The organism is Ensifer sp. Root954 (genome assembly GCF_001429005.1).
Lineage (GTDB): Bacteria > Pseudomonadota > Alphaproteobacteria > Rhizobiales > Rhizobiaceae > Ensifer > Ensifer adhaerens.
Genome location: NZ_LMJM01000002.1, coordinates 175,603 through 196,426 on the forward strand (window position 1 = coordinate 175,603; position 20,824 = coordinate 196,426).

14 protein-coding genes are annotated in these 20,824 nt (G+C 62.6%); 8 read left to right on the forward strand and 6 right to left on the reverse strand.

Translation table 11 applies throughout. The features are described 5' to 3' along the window. Window positions 1–894: 894 nt before the first annotated feature. A complete protein-coding gene (locus ASE71_RS03860; RefSeq protein ID WP_034787212.1) occupies window positions 895–1,824 on the reverse strand; it encodes a siderophore ABC transporter substrate-binding protein in 930 nt (309 codons plus the stop codon). Between the two features lie 253 nt (window positions 1,825–2,077). Here ASE71_RS03860 and ASE71_RS03865 point away from each other — a divergent pair, with 253 nt between their 5' ends. The 3 genes from ASE71_RS03865 to ASE71_RS03875 are packed head-to-tail and all read left to right on the forward strand — an operon-like array spanning window position 2,078 to window position 4,735. Beyond that, a complete protein-coding gene (locus tag ASE71_RS03865) occupies window positions 2,078–3,022 on the forward strand; it encodes an ABC transporter permease (protein WP_060517633.1) in 945 nt (314 codons plus the stop codon). Beyond that, the gene (locus tag ASE71_RS03870) at window positions 3,012–3,980 is read left to right on the forward strand and encodes an iron chelate uptake ABC transporter family permease subunit (RefSeq protein WP_060517451.1); all 969 of its coding nucleotides are present in this window, start codon (window positions 3,012–3,014) and stop codon (window positions 3,978–3,980) included. Before ASE71_RS03865 ends, ASE71_RS03870 begins: the two co-directional genes overlap by 11 nt. Beyond that, a complete protein-coding gene (locus tag ASE71_RS03875; protein WP_060517449.1) occupies window positions 3,977–4,735 on the forward strand; it encodes an ABC transporter ATP-binding protein in 759 nt (252 codons plus the stop codon). Before ASE71_RS03870 ends, ASE71_RS03875 begins: the two co-directional genes overlap by 4 nt. Window positions 4,736–4,833: 98 nt before the next feature. Here the strand turns inward: ASE71_RS03875 and ASE71_RS03880 are convergent, their stop codons facing one another. Further along, entirely contained in the window at window positions 4,834–7,932 is a 3,099-nt protein-coding gene (locus ASE71_RS03880; RefSeq protein ID WP_060517447.1) for an efflux RND transporter permease subunit, read from the reverse strand. Further along, window positions 7,929–9,086, reverse strand: a complete 1,158-nt coding sequence (locus tag ASE71_RS03885) for an efflux RND transporter periplasmic adaptor subunit (RefSeq protein WP_162251826.1) — start codon at window positions 9,084–9,086, stop codon at window positions 7,929–7,931. Before ASE71_RS03885 ends, ASE71_RS03880 begins: the two co-directional genes overlap by 4 nt. A gap of 270 nt (window positions 9,087–9,356) precedes the next feature. Between ASE71_RS03885 and ASE71_RS03890 the strand changes: the two genes are divergently transcribed. After that, window positions 9,357–9,956 carry a TetR/AcrR family transcriptional regulator gene (locus tag ASE71_RS03890; RefSeq protein ID WP_034787219.1) on the forward strand — a complete coding sequence of 200 codons (600 nt, stop codon included), beginning with the start codon at window positions 9,357–9,359 and terminating at the stop codon, window positions 9,954–9,956. Between the two features lie 99 nt (window positions 9,957–10,055). On the opposite strand, the gene ASE71_RS03895 is transcribed toward ASE71_RS03890, so the two are convergent. Beyond that, entirely contained in the window at window positions 10,056–11,099 is a 1,044-nt protein-coding gene (locus ASE71_RS03895) for a class I SAM-dependent methyltransferase (RefSeq protein WP_060517445.1), read from the reverse strand. Window positions 11,100–11,412: 313 nt separating this feature from the next. Between ASE71_RS03895 and ASE71_RS03900 the strand changes: the two genes are divergently transcribed. Continuing rightward, window positions 11,413–13,410 carry a putative bifunctional diguanylate cyclase/phosphodiesterase gene (locus ASE71_RS03900; RefSeq protein WP_060517443.1) on the forward strand — a complete coding sequence of 666 codons (1,998 nt, stop codon included), beginning with the start codon at window positions 11,413–11,415 and terminating at the stop codon, window positions 13,408–13,410. A 294-nt stretch (window positions 13,411–13,704) separates the two neighbouring features. Further along, complete coding sequence (locus ASE71_RS03905) at window positions 13,705–15,471, forward strand: hypothetical protein (protein ID WP_060517441.1); 1,767 nt, start codon at window positions 13,705–13,707, stop codon at window positions 15,469–15,471. On the opposite strand, the gene ASE71_RS03910 is transcribed toward ASE71_RS03905, so the two are convergent. Continuing rightward, window positions 15,472–16,620: an AI-2E family transporter gene (locus tag ASE71_RS03910; RefSeq protein WP_060517439.1), complete on the reverse strand. Its 1,149-nt coding sequence runs from the start codon at window positions 16,618–16,620 to the stop codon at window positions 15,472–15,474. 314 nt (window positions 16,621–16,934) lie between these two features. Between ASE71_RS03910 and ASE71_RS03915 the strand changes: the two genes are divergently transcribed. Together ASE71_RS03915 and ASE71_RS03920 are read left to right on the forward strand one after the other, a co-directional pair. Then, window positions 16,935–18,314: a DUF3300 domain-containing protein gene (locus tag ASE71_RS03915; RefSeq protein WP_034787232.1), complete on the forward strand. Its 1,380-nt coding sequence runs from the start codon at window positions 16,935–16,937 to the stop codon at window positions 18,312–18,314. A 21-nt stretch (window positions 18,315–18,335) separates the two neighbouring features. Next, window positions 18,336–19,376 (forward strand): DUF2950 domain-containing protein, encoded by a 1,041-nt coding sequence (locus ASE71_RS03920; RefSeq protein ID WP_034787236.1) that lies wholly within the window; start codon window positions 18,336–18,338, stop codon window positions 19,374–19,376. Between the two features lie 96 nt (window positions 19,377–19,472). Here ASE71_RS03920 and ASE71_RS03925 read toward each other — a convergent pair whose 3' ends face one another. After that, window positions 19,473–20,555 (reverse strand): sensor histidine kinase, encoded by a 1,083-nt coding sequence (locus tag ASE71_RS03925; RefSeq protein ID WP_060517438.1) that lies wholly within the window; start codon window positions 20,553–20,555, stop codon window positions 19,473–19,475. Between the last annotated feature and the right edge of the window lie 269 nt (window positions 20,556–20,824).

The following is a 20,824-nucleotide window of genomic DNA, read 5'->3' on the forward strand; positions in this document are numbered from 1 at the left end:
CGAACCATCTTTGGGTTATATTGCTAACGTTCTGTTTACCAAGACGCGGAACGCTCTCAAAAACAAGCCTCTAGGATACCCCCAGCAGAGCGAGCGTCCTATGCATTTCTGCCAAGTCGGACCCGACGGCACGCGATAAATGGATTAGTTAAGCGGCCTCGTGCAGCCGCGCTTAACCCCCCTCTTCCGCTCCGATATACGCAGGAATACTTAGTTGGTACTAGGAGGCCCGTCCGCTGCTGTCGACGATAGCCCGAAGCCAAGCGCAAAGCGTGGAAAGCGCGGAGGTACCGGTCGGCAGATGCCCCTGAAAAAGCAGGGGATTTCCTCGCTGCGCCAATGGCTTGCGGTCGATGGCTAGGCGAGAAAGTGTCAGTAATTACAAACCACTAACTAGAATTGGTATCTTCCGCGCCACGCCATTTGGTGTCAAATTGAGCGTTCGTTCCGGAAGATCAAAAGGGACCGGCTGAGCGCCACCAAGCGCTTCCAGCCGTGAGAAGCCTCGACCTCCGGAGAGTAGCGTCAGCGTTCCACCGAGTAAGCGTAAAGCAAGTCAACATAAAGACCGGACTTAAATCCGGGCATAAATTATATAAAAAAGTAAAAACTAAAATAAATTTAGCAAAAAAGCGAAAATCTCTAAATCAAGATATTATCGTTCTTCCAAACGGAGCCAACACCGGAAAAATACCGTAAGAGTTAAGGGTATTTGGTGTTGGCCTCCCCTTTTTCCGAAATCCGCTCCAGCAACGAAAACCGCGCCCGGCGACGTCAGGCAACGCCGAAAGAGGCAGCCATGACCAGCGCGCCTGGAAAGCGGCGCGCTGCCTGTCACTCAATGATGCAATCGGGCACCACGCGGCGACACCGCAAGGCGGCTCGCCGCTGCGATCACTTCTTGCTCAGCGCCTGCGCCAGCTGATCGACAATGTCCTGTTGCGACTTCAGGCCCGATGCCGTGAGGTAAAGCTTGGCGGAGTCGAGATAAACGACGTGTCCGTCCTTCCAGGCCTTGGTCTGCCGCACGAGTTCGTTGTCGAGCAGGGCCGCTGCCGGCTGTGCCTGCTGGCCGATGGCTGCATCGCGATCCACGACGAAGATCCAGTCGGGGTTGGTTTCGAGAATGTATTCGTAGGAAACCGCCTGGCCGTGGGTCGCGACCTGCAGCTCGGGATCGGCCGGCTTGATCCCGAAAACGTCATGCAACGCGCCGAAGCGCGATCCCTTGCCATAGGCGCTGATCTTTCCGCCGGTCGTCAGCAGGATGAGACCCGTTCCACGTTCCGCAGCAAGGCCACGCAGCGCCTCGATCGAGGAATCGAGCTTGGCGATGCTTGCCTTGATCTCGGCTTCTTTGCCGAAAATCTCGCCGAGGATCTCTGCATTCTTCTTGACGCTGCCGATCAGATCCTTGTCGTCCGAGGTCAGGTCGATCGTCGGTGCCAGTTTGGCGACTTCAGCATATTTCGCCTGCGACCGCCCGCCGACGATGACGAGGTTGGGCTCCGCCGCATTGATCGCCTCGAAGTCGGGCTCAAACAGCGTGCCGATCTTCGCATAGGTGTCGGCCTTGTACTTTTCGAGCGACGGCGGGACGGCCGATCCGGGGACGCCGGCGACGGCGACGCCGAGCATATCCAGCGTTTCCAACATGCCGAAATCATAGACCAGCACGGTCTTCGGGTTTTTCTCCACCTCGGTGACGCCGCTGCTGTGTTCGATCTTCAGTGTTTCGGCCATCGCCACCGATGCGCCGCCAACCGTCATCACGGCCGCGACGAGCAGTCCGCGCAAACCATTAGAGAAGGGAGATATATTCATGACTATTTACCTCATGTTTTCTCCTCCTCCCTAGCGCGATTTTGCCAGGAGGGCAATGCGCGCATTCCGCGTCATTCCCGCCTCACAAAACTTGACGAAGCCGATCATATATATGACTAAGGCGAGCCTTCGATCGAGCACCTCCTCACGGCCGCAAGCCTCAGGGGTTTCGTTGCGGCGGTCGATGGAAGAATGCAGCCACGGATTCGAGAGCGGTGATCAGAACGAAAAGCAGCTGGAGCGTGACGCAACCATGAGGCCGGTCCTGTTCGCCATCCCGATCGTCCTGTTGCTTGCCGCGGTCAGCGTCTTTACCGGTGTCGGCAGTCTTGCGGCCAGCGACGACGGCCGCGGCTGGCTTCTGGTCGTCGAAAGCCGCCTGCCACGCACACTGGCGCTGATGCTCGCAGGCGCCGGCCTCGCCGTGTCCGGCACGATCATGCAGATGCTGGCGCGCAACCGCTTCGTCGAGCCGTCGACCGCCGGCACCGCCGAGTCTGCCGCCCTCGGAATGCTTCTGGCCATGCTGATCGCGCCGGGCCTGCCGGTGGCAGGCAAGATGGCCTTCGCCACCCTGGCCGCGCTTTCCGGAACCGCCCTGTTCCTGCAGATCCTGCGCCGCGTTCCGCTGCGCTCGGCGCTGATGGTGCCGCTGATCGGCCTCATGCTCGGCGGCGTGGTCAACGCCGTTACCACCTTCATCGCCTATCGCTACGACCTGATGCAGTCGATGGGCGCCTGGATGTCCGGCGATTTCTCGGTCGTCCTTCGCGGACGCTACGAGCTGCTGTGGATCGGTTTCGCGCTGACGCTGGTCGCCTACGCGACCGCCGCGCGCTTCACCGTCATTGGCATGGGCGAGGCGATCGCCCGCAATGTCGGGCTCGACTACGACAAGGTGGTCACCCTCGGACTTGCCATCGTCTCCATGGTCACGGCGACGGTGGTTGCGACCGTCGGTATGATCCCGTTCCTCGGCCTCGTCGTTCCCAATATCGTCAGCCTGACCCTTGGCGACAATCTCAGGCGCACATTGCCGGTGGTCGCCATCTCCGGCGCTGGGCTTGTTCTCGCCTGCGACATCGTCGGGCGAATGGTGATTGCGCCCTACGAGGTGCCGGTGGGCACGGTCATGGGCGTGATCGGCAGCCTCGTCTTCCTTTATCTCCTGCTTTCGAGGCGGTCTCATGCAGGCTGATGCCAAGCGGATCTCTCCGTCGACCGTCCTTCTTGCGTCCGCTGCGCTGGCGCTGCTGTCGATGATCGCCTTCATGACCATCGGCGCGAAGGGAAGCTGGAGCTTCATCCTCTCTTTCCGCGGCACAAAGCTTCTCGGCATGGTGCTGGTCGCCTACGCGATCGCGGTCTCGACGGTGCTGTTCCAGACAATTTCCGGTAACCGCGTCCTGACGCCGTCGATCATCGGTTTCGACGCCATGTACACGCTGCTGCAGACGGTCATGGTGTTCTTCCTCGGCGCCGCCGGCGCGGCAAGCATGAACCCGCAGATGCAGTTCACGCTCGAAACGACCGTGATGGTCGGCCTGTCGCTGCTCCTGTTCCGCGCCCTCTTTTCGGGCGGCAGCCGTAGCCTGCATCTCCTGATGCTGGTCGGCGTCATTCTCGGGGGCCTGTTCCGCAGCCTCTCCTCGTTCCTGCAGCGCATTCTCGACCCCAACGACTTCATCGTCCTGCAGGACAGGTTGTTTGCAAGCTTCAACAGTATCGATGCCAACCTGCTCGGCATTGCCGCCGCAGCCACCCTCGCCGTGACCTTCGTCCTGTGGCGGTTGTCGCCCACCTTCGACGTGCTCTCGCTCGGGCGCGAGGCGGCGATCGGGCTTGGCGTCGACCATCAGCGCGTGGTGACGCTTCTCCTGGTGCTGATCGCCGTGCTGGTCTCGGTCTCCACCGCGCTCGTCGGGCCGGTCACCTTCTTCGGTCTGCTCGTTGCAAGTCTCGCCTGGCAGCTGTCACCCACCGCCAGCCACCGCTTCGTCCTGCCGGTCGCAGTCTTTATCGCGGTCGCGACGCTCGTCGGCGGCCAGGTCATCCTCGAGCGGCTGTTTTCCTTCAACACGGCGCTCAGCATCGTCATCGAATTCTTCGGTGGCCTAGTCTTCATCTTCCTGCTCGTCCGAGGCTCCGCGCGATGATCGAGATCCAAGAGGTAACGAAATCCTATGGCGGCACCGCGGTCGTCGACCGGGTGTCGCTGACGCTACCCGCAGGCGGCCTGACCTCGATCATCGGCCCAAATGGCGCCGGCAAGTCGACGCTTTTGTCAATCGTCAGCCGGCTGATGCCGATGGATACAGGCAAGGTGCTGGTCGACGGCCTCGACGTCAGCCGCGCCGCCGGCGACGTGCTTGCCCGGCGGCTGTCGATCATGCGCCAGGACAACCACATCAGCGCGCGCCTGAGCGTGCGCGACCTCGTCGCCTTCGGCCGCTATCCCTATTCCAAGGGACGGGTGACCGCGGCCGATGCGGAGCATATCGACCGATCGATCGCCTATCTCGGGCTCGAACCCTACCAGAACCGCTTTCTCGACGAACTCTCCGGCGGCCAGCGCCAGCGCGCCTTCATCGCCATGGTGCTGTGCCAGGACACCGACTACATGCTGTTCGACGAGCCGCTCAACAATCTCGACATCAAGCATGCGGTCGAGACGATGAAGCTCCTGCGCCGGCTGGCCGACGATTTCGCCAAGACGGTGGTCGTCGTGCTGCACGACATCAACTTCGCCTCCGCCTATTCCGACCGCATCGTCGCCATGCAGGGCGGCCGCCTCGCCTTCGAGGGACCGCCGCAAGACATGATCGTGCCGTCGCGGTTGCAGGCGATCTTCGATGTCGACTGCCGCGTCCATGCCGTCGGCGACACGCGCCTCGTCAACTATTTCGACTAGAACGCAGACATACGCCTTGGCCCGAATGCGCGAAGCGCGCTGCACGGACACCCATGCAGCGCGCTTCGACAATGATCGTGCCGGGAACAGCACGGACGCTATCCGGCCGCGCCGGGTGCGCCCTCCTTGCCGATCCGGGCCGCATCCGCCGCGCGGTCCTCGTCCGTCACGGAGGAGAAGCGCTTCAGCCAGCGGCCCATCTTCGTGTTGATGTCGTCCATCACGGTGAACATCACCGGCACGAAGACAAGGCTCAGCATCGTCGAGGTGATCAGGCCGCCGATCACCGCAACCGCCATCGGCGCGCGGAAGGCGGCACCGGCGCCGACGCCGATGACTGCCGGGACCATGCCCGCCACCATGGCGATCGTCGTCATGATGATCGGCCGCGCGCGGGTGACGCCCGCCGTCAGCAGCGCCGTGCGCCGGTCGGCACCGTCGTTGCGGCACTCGATCGCATAGTCGACCAGCAGGATCGAGTTCTTGCAGACGATCCCCATCAGCATCAGGATCCCGATCATCGACGAAAGGTCGAGTGCCGCACCGAACAGGATCAAAGCCAGCGCCGCGCCGCCGATCGACAACGGCAGGGCAACGAGGATGGTCACCGGCTGCAGGAAATCCTTGAACAGCAGGATCAGAACCGCCACGACCATCAGGATGCCGGCAAGCAGCGCCAGGGCGAAGTTACGGAACATCTCCGACATGTATTCCGCGTCGCCATAGTTGGCCTGCGTCACGCCCGCGGGCAGTTCCTTCATGGCCGGCAATGCCGAAATCGCCTCGAAGGCCGTGCCGAGCGTCATGCCGTTGAGGTTTGCCTCGACGGCGATCAGCCGCTTGCGATCGAGACGCTCGACGCTGCTTTCCTCGGCACCGAAGGAGACGTCGGCGACGGACGTCAACGGCACCAGGGCACCCGCATTCGTGCCTACCCGCAGATTGCGCAAGGTGTCGAAATCGCCGCGGGCCGACCGATCGAGCATCACCCGGATCGGCACCTGGCGGTTACCGAGGTTGAACCGCGCGGAGTTGCTCTCGCTGTCGCCCATCGTCGCGATACGGGCGACAGTGCCGATCGAGGTCACCGACACGCCGAGCCTTGCCGCCTCGTCGAAGCGCGGCTTGACCAGAAGCTCGGGCGAAAGCAGCGGCTCGGTCGACCGAACGCTGACCAGCCCGGGGAGTGCGCGCATCTCGTTTTCCAGACGCCGCACCGAAGCCATCAACGTTTCCGGGTCATCGCCCGTCAGGTAGATGGAGAGGTCCTTCGCACCTTCGGTCGAGGAGAAGGTTGCCTGGATGTCGGGGGTCTCCGCCAGCAGGGGCCGCAACGACAGTTCGAAGGACTTGCGGTCGAGTTCACGCTCCTTGCGCGGCTTGAGCTTGATGCGCAGCGATACCTCGTTGAGACTGTCGGTCGTCGCCAGAACGTTCTCGACTTCCTTGCGTTCCTTGAGCTTGGCCACCAGATCGTCGGAAATGCGCGCGGTTTCCTGGAGCCTTGTGCCGGGCGGCAGCGTGATCTTGAGCTGCGAGACGTTGCTGTCGCTCGTCGGCATGAAACCCGTCGGCAGCATGCTCAAAAGCGCGATCGAGCCGACGAAGATCAGCGCGACCATCGAAAGCGCGGTCTTGCGGTGATCGAGGGTCCAGCCGAGCATGCTGCGATAGGCGTCGCTGATGCGCGACGGCTTGACGGCATGGCCGTGACCAGGTTTCGGCCGCAACAGATAGGCCGCCATCAGCGGCGTCAGCAGGCGTGCCACCAGCAACGAGAACAGAACGGCGATCGCGACGGTCAGGCCGAACTGCTTGAAATATTGCCCGACCGCACCACCGATGAAGCTCACCGGCGCAAAGACGGCGACGATCGTCAGCGTCGTTGCGACGATCGCAAGGCCGATCGCATCGGCCGCATCGATCGCCGCGATGAACGGCCGCTTGCCCATGTCGACATGTCGCTCGATATTCTCGATTTCGACGATCGCGTCGTCGACAAGAATGCCGATGACCAGCGTCAATGCCAGAAGGCTGATGCCGTTGAGCGTGAAGCCGAGCAGGTCCATCACCGCGAAGGTCGGCAGGATGGAAAGCGGCATGGCAAGCGCCGAGATCAGCGTCGCCCGCCAGTTTCGCAGGAAGGCGAAGACGACGACGATGGTCAGAAGTGCGCCTTCGATCAAAGCCGTGACGGCCGCATCGTAGCTCTCCTGCGTATACTCGACGAGAGAGATCAGCTCGGTCATCTCGACGCCGGGGGTGCGCGCCTGGATCTCCTTCAGCCGCTCGATGACGCGCTCGGCAACGACCGTGTCGCTCGCTCCCTTGCTGCGCGAAACCGAGAAGCTCACGATCGGTTCGCCATCGAAATGGGCAAAGCTGCGCGGCTCGGACGAAGTGTCCTCGATCGTCGCGATGTCGGAGAGCTGCAGCCAGCGGCCGCCTGCAAGCGGGATCGAAAGCTGCCGGAGCTCGTCCACCGAGCCGGCACTGCCGACGGTGCGGATCGACTGCTCGCGCCCGCCGATTTCGCCGCGACCGCTCGGGATGTTGATGTTGATTTCCCTGAGCGCCGTGTTCACCTGATCGGCCGTCACGCCAAGCGCCAGCAGCCGTTCGGGATTGAGCGAAACGCGCACTTCGCGGCTGACGCCGCCGAGGCGCTGCACCTTCTGCACGCCGGGCAGTGTCAGCAATTCGCTGGTGATCGTGTCATCGACGAACCAGGACAGCTCCACTTCCGACATGTGGGGCGCCCGCACGGCGTAGTAGACGATGGCGCTGCCGTCGACGTCGAGGCGCGAGACGATCGGCTCCTGAATGGATTGCGGCAGGTCGGCGCGGATCTGCGCCACGGCCTCGCGCACGTCGTTTGCCGCCCGGTCCGGATCCGTGCCGATCTTGAATTCGACCGTGGTCGTGGAGACGCCGTCGGTAATGGTCGAGCGGATGTGACTGACCCCGACAAGGCCGGAGGCGACGCCTTCGACGCGGCGCGTCACCTGCGTTTCCATTTCGCCCGGCTGCGCGCTCGGTTGCGTGATCGTCACCGTGACGATCGGGAAGGATACGCTCGGATTGGCGTTGACCGGCAGCCTCAGAAACGAGGCGATCCCCATCAGCGTCAGCACGACGAAGAGAACGATCGTCGGAACCGGCTTGCGGATCGCCCAGGCGGAGATGTTGCTCGTCATTGCTGGTCGCCCGTCTGCGTCGGCTGGACGTCTTTCGTTGCGACCGCTTCGCCTTCGCGCAGCGACGCCCCGGATTTAAGGACGACCCGTTCGCCGGTCGAAAGGCCCGAGGCGATCTCCACCTTGCCGCCCTGGCGCATGCCCGGCTTGACCGACTTGCGCACGACCTGGCCCCCAACGACGACGAAGACCGAGACGGCGCCATCCGGCGCACCGAACAGCAGGGCGGAATCGTCGACCATGATCGCCTTGCGCTCGCCCACCACGATCTCCGCCCGGCCGAACGTGCCCGCGAAAGGCGGGCGCTCGGTCGACAGCGTGACTTGCGCGGTGCCGAGGCGGGTCTCGCGGTCGATCTTCGGGTTGATTACCCGCACATGCCCCTGGAGCCAGTCGGCTCGGCCCGAAAGCTTGACCTTCACGGTCTGGCCGACCGCGAGCAACGGCAGTTCGGTTTCCGGCACCTCGGCCGCAAACTCGATTTCGCCACCGCGAATGAGCTTGAGCAGCGGGTCCGAGCCCGCAAGCGCACCGGCGCGCGCCAGCCGTTCCGAAACGATCCCATCGGCAGGTGCCACGATCACGGCACGATCGAGCCTCCGGCGCGCCTCGGCCTCAAGCGCTTCCGCCTGGTCGTAATCGGCCCGCGCGACCTCGACAGCCTGTTCAGCAAGGGCGAGCGCGGAGACGCGTTCCTCGAGAATGGTCGCGGCCTGAAGGTGGCTCAACTGGCGGGCGCGCGCGAGTTTTCGCTGTTCCTGCGTGACCGTCTCTTCCTCCCGCGCCATCGCTGCACTGGCGCGCGCGACGCGGCCCTTGGCCTCGCGCAGCAGGTTCTCCAGCATGTCGGTTTCCAGCCGGGCGAGCACCTGCCCCGCGGCTACCCGATCGCCGATCTCGACCTCGACACTGGCGATACGCTGGTCAGTCAAGGTTGTGCCGACGGCAATCTCCTCGCGGGCAACGAAGATACCGGCAAAGGAGCGTGTCCATTGCTGTGGGCGGCTGTCGGCAACGAGCGTCGTTACCGTGCGGGTGGCAGACGGGGCGGGAACGGAGGCGGCGGCCTCCCCCGAGGCGCGCGCCGGACCAGCAGCCGCCGCAATCACAAGCAACGCTGCGAGAGCGACGTTCAACTCAACTGTACGTCTCATTTCATTGGCTTTCCATTGGCGGGGCCGGCGGCGTGATGCGCCTGCGATACCGGATCCCGGGTCGGGCAAAGGGCGTCGATAATTTATTAGATCATTCAATCTAACAATAGAATTCATCAAACGCGACAATTGTAAGGCAGATCACACACGAGCATTGCGGGAAGATGGCGGAGATCATGCAAACGGCCGGCGGCCTTGACACCGATCGTCTGCCCACCGAAATCAGAGTGCTTGATCTAATAATTGAACGGCATGCAAGGAGAACCGGCGATGCGCAAGATCGACCCCGAAAAACATGCGGCCAGGCGTCGGCTGATTCTCGATGCGGCAATCGCCTGCTTTTCGCGCAAGGGTTTTCACGGCACGTCGACGGCCGAGATCTGCGCCGAGGCAGGCATGAGCCCGGGAAATCTTTTCCATTATTTTCCGACCAAGCACACCATCATCGCGGCGATCGTGGAAGAGGAACGTCAAGAAACGGCGGAGATTTTCCGAAAGCTGGGCGAAGAGGAGGATCTGTTCGCCGCCTTGCTGGGCTTTATGGATAGCGTTCTCGAACTCGCGGGCGATCCTGCCTATTCGAGCCTCGCGCTCGAAATCGCCGCCGAAGCGATGCGTGACGAGCGCATCGGGACGCTAGCGGCGACGAACGACGCGGAACTCCAGTCGGCGCTCGTGGCACTCCTGCGCAACGCCGCCAGCCGAAACCAGATCGACAGGACCCTCGACGCGGAGGGCGCTGCCCGCTGGATCGCCGCGATCATCGACGGCATCTTCAGCAGGGTCGCGGTCGATCCCGGCTTCAAGCCGAAGGAGGAAGGCGTGCTGCTACACCGCCTGTTGAGCCGCTTTCTGCGCACGCAAGACTGAGCGTGAGAAATACGAAACCGCAGCAGCCCTTCGGCACCCTGCGGTCTCCGGTTGCCGGCCCGCCTCGGCTTGAAGCCGAGGCAGTTCGTCGAAGCAATCTCAGGAATGCTTCTGGATGACGCCGTAGACGATGTTGCGGTTGGCACCGAAGAAGACGCGCGCGTCGATCGCAGACTTCCCGGCACTCTTGTGGATGATGTTCCACATGTCCACTTCGGAACGCAGAAGCAAGGCCCAGTTCATGAAGGTCTCCATGTAACCGTCGACACCGATGTCCTGAGCGAAGTTGGCAAAAAGGAAGACGCCGTTCGGCTTCAGCATCTGCAGGCAGCGATGCGTCAGCTTGATGGCCACCTTGTCGGCGAGATAGTCGTAGAGACCAGCCGCATAGATGAAGTCGAACGTGCCGAGCTTCTGGTCGCGGCCGAGCAGGCTGCGAACGGAACCGTCGACCGCTTCGATCGCCGTGCCGGAGAAATCGCGGCTGATCGATCCGACACTGAGAGGATCCTGATCGAGCGCCACCCAACGCTTGATGCGGCGTTCCTCGAGCGCTTTGGACCGGTTGGCTTCCCGCAGATGACCCGCGGCAATCGTCAGGATCTCCGCCTCGGAACCCCGGCTCGCCGCGATCTCGTCGACGTGGCGCGTGAGGATATCGCGGCGCTCGCGCACCGCGACCGAGGACGAAGCGTCCTTCGTGTAGTCGTAAAGGGCGCGCCCGACCGGCGACGCCTGCTCGATTTCGCGGGCAACGCTCGCATGGCCGTAGATGAAGTCGAGCAACTGCGCGTCACCCGAATATCCCCTGGGCTTGTCGAACGACCACCGGGTGAACGGATCCTGCAGGAAGTACTCCGAAACCGGGTGATCCTGGGCAATCGGGATTAGCTCCTGCCACACGCTCGGGTGGTATTTGGCACGGGTCTGGTGGAGGGAGGCCGCGAGCCGGTCGATAATTTTCGACGCATCCGTTCCTTGAATGAATTGTTCCTGAGCGACCCTGAGAATCAATGCGAGCTCGGCCTTGGCGGTCGAGAGCTGTTCGTCATGTCGTTCGCCGCGGGGCGAAACGAACTCATCAGCCATTGCCTTGGGAGTAATGAGGCTCTGACCGTCGAAAACAGTCTGAAATTGGCGCACGCGAGACCATCCGTTAAAGCTTTGTTAACAATAGTCGCGAAGATGCGCGCATTACGGCTCGGAATGCAAGTTTTTGTATATAATAAGGTAAATACTCGGAGCTCACCCCTTTGGGTGACACCGATTCGCAGATGCCCTGACCCATTAATTTAACAAAACTTAATGGACACCTCCTATCATGCCTCGCAGCGTTTCCCGCCCTTGTTGCAGATGGGCTGCGGCGAACACGCAGAGAGTGTCCGAAACAACGTCCATTGATGGAAAAGCGACGACAGATTTCCGTTGACCGTGACGCAGCGCGATGGATCAGTGCATGAAGCACACGTTGGCCGACGTAGTTGACATCGACCTACACAAGCAGCCGCACAGGCCGCACCTGGCTGAGCTTCAGACCCTCTATCGCATGGAGGGCGAGGCTGGCCGGCGCGCCTCGACCCGGCAGGGGCTGTGGGTTGCCGTCGTCGTCTACCTGCTCTTCTTCATCCCGGACATCCTGCTCGTCCCCGACGTCGCCTTCTACACGATCGTCTCGCGCCTCTTTGTCGGCATCGGCTCGCTTCTGACCTTCGAGATCCTGTTTCGGCTGAAGGCCCAGACCAAATGGCTCGACGGCACCTGCGCCGCAGCCCTCGTCTTCGGCTACATAGGCTGGCTCGTTCCGGCGATGATGACGGCCGATACGAGCAGCATGTCCTACTACATGATCTTCGGCGCCATCTTCATGATGGGCGCCAATCTCTTTTTCAGCTTACGGTTCCGCCTCTCGGTGGTCGCCTCCAGCATCGTGCTGGTGACGTTTTTCATCGCGCTGTCGTTCTTCTCCGAACACGATCCGGCCTACCTGATCGCCTTCGGAACGTTCTACGTCTCCTGCTTCGTCTTCACCTCCTATGTGAATTGGAAGCTCAACCGCGAGCGCTACAAGGTTTTCCTCAACGCCTTCGAGGCGAAAATCCAGCAGAACGAAGCTTCCGAGCGGGGAATGGCGCTTCTGCGGCTGTCGAACACCGATCCGCTGACCGGTCTCGACAACCGCCGCGCCATCGATCAGCAGCTGCGCGACTACTGGAACGATTGGCAGAAGCTCGGCAAGAACTTCACCGCCATGCTGATCGATGTCGATTTCTTCAAGAAATACAACGACTGCTACGGCCACCAGGAGGGCGACCGCTGCCTCATTCTCGTGGCCAATGCGCTCGGCGAAGCGATCAGGAACTATCACGGCTCGATCGGCCGCTACGGCGGCGAGGAGTTCATCGTCCTTGCTCGCCTGGATACGCGCGAGCAGGCGGCCGAGCTTGCGGAGGTCATCTGCCGCACGGTTGAAAGCATGGGGCTGATCCACGAGCAGCGACGCGACGGCGTGTCCATCGTCACCGTCAGCGTCGGCGCCGCCTTCACCCGCAACCACACCGGCGCCAAGCTCGAGAAAATCATCCACGAGGCCGACCGCGCGCTTTACGCCGCCAAGGCGAGCGGGCGAAACTGCTCGAAGCTGTTCGATCCGAACGATCCGCAGAGCAGCGACGAGAGCGAGAACATCGCAGCCCTCTTGAAGATCGCCGTCGACCAGAACCTGGTATCCCTCGTCTACCAGCCGATCACGAACGTGACGACTGGCGAGGTCGATGCCGTCGAGGCGCTGATGCGCCTGACGATGCTGGATGGCACCTCGGTTCCGCCAAGCCTGTTCATCCCGGTCGCCGAGCGGACCGGCGCCATTCTCGATCTCGGCCGCTGGGCGATAAAGACCGTGTGCCGCGAACTGCTTGTCGACAATCACGTTCCCTTGGTCAGCGTCAATGTCTCGCCGATCCAGCTGAAGACGCCGGGTTTTGCGACCTCGGTCGCGGCGATCCTGGGAGAAACCGGGGTTGCCGGAAGCCGGCTCGCCTTCGAGATCACCGAAGGGCTGGAGATGGAGATGCACTCGGGCATCCTGCGCTGCATCAGCGACCTGGAGACCCTTGGCATCCGCATCTGGCTGGACGATTTTGGAACCGGCTTCGCCGGTCTCTCCTGGCTGCGCCTGATCGATTTCGACACGGTGAAGATCGATCGGTCGTTCCTGCACGATTGCGCCACGCCGAAGGGCCGCGCGATGCTGCAGGACATCATCGGGCTCGTGCGCAACCGCGGCCACAAGATCCTGATCGAGGGCGTGGAGACCGACGAGCAACTGGCCCTGATGCGGCGCTTTCGGATCGACCACGTCCAGGGTTTCCACGTCGGACGCCCGGCGCCAGCGGACATGTTCCGCACGCCCACCGACAAGCCACGCCTCCCGCTTCGAAACGGCGTCCGTACCTAGTAGCCTTGTCGACTTCATTTGCCACGATTTGCGGTCGAAGGAAGGCAAACCGGTATCGGCGGACGGGAATGCCGCTGCCGCTTCCCGTTCGGCGCTGATCAATGACATCGGCGAGCGAAACGCCCGGCCGCGCGCCGCGTCCTCGGCATCGTCAGCGCCCGCCCGCGCAACCTCGGCAGGGAACGTGAAGCCCGACGCGAATAAATGTTGCGCTCCGACCGAACCGGTGCGTAGGATACGGGAGACTACACTGCCGCCGGATACAATCTCACATTGTGCCCATGGAGGCGCGTGATGGCCATCGGGGACCAGCAGGACGTCGGCGTCGAACCGACCATATCTCCGCCCAGCAGCGTGGAGATTCTGGCACAGCTTGAGCGCATTCGCCTGAGCGCCGAATTCGATGCTCCAGACCGCGACCGTAAATTCCTGGCCTATGTCATCGAGGAAACACTGGCCGGGCGCGGCGACCGCATCAAGGCCTATTCCATTGCCACCGAGGTTTTCGGCCGAGATTCCTCCTTCGACCCGCAAACGGATCCCGCCGTTCGGATCGAGGCGGGCCGCATTCGTCGGGCACTCGAACGCTATTACCTCGTCGCCGGACGCAGCGACCCGATCGTGATCCGGATGCCGAAGGGCGCCTATGTGCCGACCTTCGAAAGACGAGCCGAAAAGCAGCCAGCACCCGTTAGAGAAAGCGGAATGCCACCGTCCGAAGCCGCGCCGGTCGGCTGGCGTCATCGCCGCCGCATCCTGCTTGGCGCTGCGGCGCTTGTCTGTGGCCTCACCGGTCTGTCGGCCGGCTTGCTGCTTCTTTCCGGTGACAACAGTACGGCGGCCAGTCGGCCAAATATTCCGAAGGTGATCGTCACGCCTTTCGAGGACATCTCGGGGACGCGGCAATCGGCGATGATGGCGCAGGGGCTGACGGACGAAGTCGTGAGCAACCTCGCCAAATTCAAGGAGATCGTACCGGTCACGGTCAGCGATCCATTACGGACATCGGCCGATCAAACCTATGCGCTTGAAGGACGGGTAAGGCTCGAGGCAGAGCGGCTGCGGCTGGTCGTGAGGCTCATCCAGCGATCCGACGGGGCGGTCGTCTGGGCGAACACCTACGACGAACGACTGCAGTCCGGCGACGTTATCGATCAGCAGGCAAGGACGGCGGCCGCGGTCTCGAGCGCGGTGGCAGAGCCCTATGGCGCCATCTTCCAGGCAAGCGCAGCCGAACTCAGGCGTTCGGTTCCTGAGGGCTGGCAGGCCTATGCCTGCTCCCTAACCTACTACGACCATCGCGGCGACATCGATCCGCAATCCCGTCGCTCCGCCGAGGAGTGCCTGCAGCGCGCGACCCGGCAATTCCCGACCTACGCCACCGCCTGGGCGCTTCTGTCGATGAGCTATATAGATGCGCTGAGCAATGGCCTCGATCCCTCGGCCTCAGCAGGGCTGCTGGAACAGGCTGGCGAAGCGGCGGCGCACGCCGTCGATCTTGCCCCCTTCGACGTTCGCGCCCTCGAAGCACAGATGCTCGTCCTCTTCGCTCGCGGCGAAGTCGATGCTGCCCTCGCCGTCGGCGCCCGCGCGCTTGCCATCAATCCCAACGACACCGAACTTGCCGGCGCATACGGCCTCCGGCTCGCGCAGTCGGGTCAATGGGATGCGGGCTGCAAGCTCCTGTCGGACGCGACCGAGCGCAACCTCGGCCAGACCGGAGTTTTCGAGGGGGCGTTGGCAAGCTGCGCCTATTTCGCCGGCGACTATGTCGCCGCCGAACGGTGGGCGCGTCTCGCCAATCCGGGCGCCAACCCGGCCGACCGGGTCCTGCTGCTTGCGATTCTCGGAAAGCTCGGCAAGACGGACGAGGCGCGTGAGGAGCGAAAGTGGTTCGAGACCAACGCCCCGGCTCTCTTCGGTAACCTCGGGCAAGCGATTGCCCTTCAGTTTCACCGTCCCGAGGATCAGCACCGCCTGTTCGACGGCCTGCGCGCCGCCGGCGTTGCTGTGCCCGAAGCGGAGTATCAGCAGGCAGGTACCACCAGCGCGATACGCTGATCAGATATTGCCGGGTTCAAGCTCGCCGTCGCGGACGGCCGGTTCAGCCGCCTTCTCTGGCGCCGCATCAGAGCGCGCCCAGACCATCAGCAGATCATGCGCGACACTCAGCACGATCGGCCCGAGAAAAAGACCGATCAGGCCGTAGGACAGCGTGCCGCCAAGCACCCCCAGCAGGATCACCAGAGTCGGCGTCGACAGCCCGCGTGCCACCAGGATCGGCTTCATCACATTGTCGATGACGAACAGCGGGATCAACAGGATCGTCAGCAACAGCGCCGGACCGAAATCCATGGTGAACCAGGCCCAGATCATGACGGGCAGCAACACCAGCGCGGGGCCGATCTGGATGATGCAGAGGATCAGCACGACGAAGGCAATCGCGCCAGGCGCCGGAACATCGAACAGGCTGAGCACCAGTCCGCACAGAAATGCCTGTAGCAGCGCCACGCCGATGACGCCGCGCGCCACGTTGCGGATCGTCGCCGTCGCCAGCTTGAGGAAACCGATGCCCCGCTGGCCGCCGATCCTGCCGGCAAAGCGCTGTGCCATTTCCGCCAGCCGCTCCGCCGAACCGAAGAGAAAACCTGCGATCAACACCGAGACCACGAAACTTAGGACCTCGGCGCCGACGCTCGCGACCTTGCCGAGAACCTTGGTGCCGGCTTGCATCAGCGCCGGTTCGATCTTGCTCAGCAGTGCTTCGATATTGCCCGACGCCATGCTCCAGACCGCATGTATGCGCTCGCCGACGACAGGCCACGTGCGGATATATTCCGGCGGGACCGGTACGCTCAGCGAACCGTCGGCAAGCCTGGCAAGCAGCGCCTGCAACCCTTCGGCAAAGCTGACCGCGATCGCAGTCAGTGGGGCGACGATGACGGCGAGGCATATCAGCGTGATCAGGAATGAGGCAAGGCGCCGCGAGCCGAGCAAGCGTCCCAGCCTGGCATAGGCTGGAAAGAGCGCCACCGCGAGGATTGCCGCCCATATCAGAATGATCGCGAAGGGTGCGATCAGCGTCAAAGACCAGTAGGCCAGAAGCCCGACGATGCCGATCCGGGCGATATCCGTGATCTTCGCCTCGATGGAAGGCGACCCGTTCGTTCCGTTGCGGACCACATTCGATCGGGAAGGATCCTCGTCCATGCTAGCCCCTTCCCCCTCACGCGAAACAGCCGACACCCGCAGCTCTATGCTCGCCGGCACCTTGCAAGCTCTACCGTCACGTGGATGGCACGCCCACGGCAACCGTGGGGCAGTAACATACAGTAGAATACGCCTGCCGGGCTTCCCGATCCGCCGGCCTCCTCTAGAGATTCCATTGACTGATGACGGCTGTGGTCAGAGACTGCTGCGCGATCAGCTTGAAATTGCAGAACAAGAAGCGTCGACAGGGGGCTGTCCCGCGCGCCAGTTCAAGCGCCCGTGCCATTGCCCAATACACGAGGGAGGCTGGATAGATGATCAAAAAGACGATCATCGCGCTCGGCAGCGCAATCGCGGTTTTGATAACAACACCCGTCACGGCGGTTCTTGCACAGCAGACAGCAGCCGCACCGGCTGCTCAGGAACAACAAACAGCACCCGAGCCGCTCAGCGATGATGAGCTCGAGGTGCTGGTGGCGCGCATCGCGCTCTACCCGGACGAGTTGGTGGCGCTCATTTCCGCCGCCGCACTCTATCCTTTGCAGATCGTCGAGGCAGAACGGTTTCTTGAGGCTCGCGAGAAGAAACCCGACATGAAGCCGAAAGACGACTGGGACGGCAGCATCATATCGCTGCTGAACTACCCCCAGATCGTCAAGATGATGAGCGAGGATCTCGAGTGGACGCAGTCTTTCGGCGATGCGATCGCCAATCAGCAGAAAGACGTGCTGATGGCCATCCAGCAACTGCGTGACGAGGCGGTCGCCAAGAACATCATCAAGACCGACGACAAGGTAAAGGTGGTCCAGGAAGGCGACAACGTCGTCATCCAGGCGGCCAACCCGGAAACGATCTACGTGCCGCAGTATCCGCCGGAGATGCTCTACGAGCCGAACTATGCGCCGGCGCCGATCGGCTACTACGACGAGCCCTATCCCGCCTACTGGTATCCGGGTGCGGCCTTCTTCGCCGGCGCGGTCACGGGTGCGGCCTTCGCCGCGATCGTCGACTGGGACGATTGGGGCGTCTGGGGTGGCCGCTGGAACGGCGGCGACATGGACATCGACTGCAACAACTGCTTCAACAACATCAACGGCAAGGTGAAGTGGAACGACGTCGACTGGAAGAATGTCGACCGCAGCAAGATCAACTTCAATCGTGACCAGCTTCAGCATTTCGACCGAAACAGCATCAAGAACAACATCAAGGCGAACGGCAACAACAACCTGCGCAACCGCGCCGCCGAGATCAATCGCGACCGGCCGAACGCACGGCCCGGCGGAGGTGGCGGCGGCCAGATCAGGGATGTGCGCAAGAGCACGCTCGACGGGCTGAAAGCGCAGCAGAGACCGGCGGCTCGGCCCGGCGGCGGCGGTGGCGGTCAGGCGATCGCCAAGGCCCGCGCTGGGGACGGAAAGCCGAGCATCAATCGCCCGGGCAACAAGCCGTCGCAGGTCAACCGCAGCGGTGGCAAGAAGAAGATGGCGGCAAAGGCGCAGAACCGGCCGAAGAAGCCATCGGGCCTTGGCAATGTCAATTCCGGACGGCGTGAGGTCGCTTCGTCACGCCGCGGCGGGCAAAGCCTTGGCGGTGGTCATCGCGGCGGTGGGCGGCCACAGATGAGCCGTGGTGGCGGCCGGCCGCCGATGCACCGTGGCGGTGGCGGACGCGGCGGCGGCGGCCGCAGACGTTGATCGGATCACAGGAGAACGACCATGACAAAGCTCTTCAATTCCCTTCTCCTGGGATCAGCGATGGCGCTGGTTCTGGTAGCGACGCCGATCGGCTCCGCCTATTCGCAGGACAAACCGCCTGCCGATAAACCTGCTGGCGATCAAGCTGCCGGCGATCAGCCTGCAGGAGACCAACCGTCGGCCGATCAGCCGCCGGCGGACCAGATGGTGGGTGGGCTGGATGCCTATGCCGCCGCAGAAGACCCGCCGGTCTTCGACGATCCGGACAAAGCCATCGGCGAATTCAAGGCCAGGCTGGCCGCGGATGATTTCGACGGCCTGGCAAAACTTTTGGGGCTTAATGCGGAGAAGCTGAAAGACAGCGAAGGGGTGAAGGATACGTTCGCTCTTATCCGCGAAGGGGCAGCGCGCAATGTCGTCGTTCGCGATCTGGAGGGTCGAAAGATCCTGCAGATCGGCGACCGGCTCTGGCCCTTGCCCTTCCCGCTCACCAAGGGCGATGACGGCAAATGGGCCTTCGATACCTATGTCGGGCTCGAAGAGATCGTCAATCGTCGCGTCGGCGAGAACGAGTTGCAGGCGATCGACACGGTCGAGGCCTATGTCGATGCCCAGAAGGAATACGCCTCTGAGGATCGCGACTCCGACGGCGTGCTCGAATATGCCCAGAAGCTGATCAGCACGCCCGGCCAGACCGACGGTCTCTATTGGCCGGCCGACCAGGGGGATGGCGAAAGCCCCGTCGGAGACTCGATCAGCGAAGCGGCCCTGGAAAAGGCAAAGGCTGGCGAAGGATACTTCGGCTACCGCTTCCGTATCCTGACCTCGCAGGGCGACAACATTGCCGGCGGTCGCTACGACTATGTGATCAACGGCAACATGATCGGCGGCTTTGCGCTGATCGCCTGGCCGGTCACCTATGCGGAGACGGGCGTGAAGACCTTCGTCGTCAACCAGCAGGGTATCGTCTACGAGCGCGACCTCGGGCCGAGCACGGAAGCAATCGTACCCTTCATCGACCGCTTCGATCCGGACGACAAGTGGTCCGTCGTCGACGATTGACGGGGATGCTACCGTCGGCATGAACGACAGCGCCGCCCAGTCGGGCGGCGTCAGACAATAACCTCGCCGGCCCGTCCGCCAGCCTCTTCCTCTGCCTCAAACAAGTATCAAGGGCATATCGAGCGAGGCTCGGAATTTGCGCGGCTCGATCGGGCCTGCTGTCAGCGAAGCTCCCTCCGGGAAATGGGTCCTGACGCGGTGGGCCACATTGGCAAGACCGATGCCGAGCCCGTGCATCATCCCCGCCGCAGTCGCTGCGGCAACATCGTTTTCGACGATCAGATTGAGCCTGTCCCCGCGCCTTGCCGCGCGGATCAGGATTTCGACTGTGCTGCTGGAACGACCGACGCCGTGTTTGACCGCGTTCTCGACCAAAGGCTGCAGGATGAGACTTGGAACTTTCGCATCCTCGAGTTCGCCGGGAATGTCGATCCGAACGCTCATCCGGTCCGAAAACCGCTCCTTTTCGATCTCGAGATATTCCTTCTGCAGCGCCATCTCGTCGGCAAGCCTGAGCTCACGCATGGGGTCGAGCTGCAGCGTCGAGCGCAGGAACGCCGAAAGCGACATGATCATCCGTTCGGCCCGCTCGGAGGCCCCCTCCTCGACAAGGCCGGTGATGGAATTAAGCGTGTTGAAAAGGAAATGCGGGTTGATCTGGTACTGCAAGGCGCGCATTTGCGCCGCGAGCGCCTCTTCGCGTGAGGCGATCAGCTTCAGGTCGCGGTCGCGCACGTCCATGTGATTGAGCAACGCGACGAAGAGAAACGACCAGCCGAAGAAGATCGACATGCGATAGCAGACCGCATAGGCGTAATCCATCATGTTGAACGGCACGACCACGGGCAGCATGATCAGGCTATAGAGATAGGCGTCCAGCAGCGACATGCCGAGAGAGCTGACCAGCGACAGCAACAGACACGCCGCGATTTGCCGGCCATAGCTCTGCCGCCGCATCCGGCTGAGAAGCTGCGCCAGGAGGATGGCGACGAGGACAAAGACCGCTTCGAGCGCCAGCTTGCCGAGGAGGGGCTTCAGCGGATTGTTCCCGATCGTGAGCCAGATGGGACTGCTGATCAGGAATTCGGCCGCCGCGTAGATCAGTGCCAGCCGCAGGGTGACGACGCGAAACCGGTTGCCGTCCAGGAAACTGTCGGTGGGGATGGTGATGTGCTTCATCAAACTCTGTCGTGCTGAATTCGGGTCCAAGCCCCAGACGCCAGCATGACGAGGGGCGGCTATTTGAAAAAGCAAATAAAGAAATTTAGCAACTAAAAGGATCACTCGGTTCCGGCTTTCCGCGCGAAGATTGCGGCGGAAGTCGAGGAGATGGCTCGACCCCGTGGAAGGCCACGTGGGCCGACGACGGCAGGCGCCGGGCGAGAGTTACGGCGTCATGCCCTCGGACTTGGCTGGCGTGATCGGCTCTTTGGCCCTTGCCTGAACTG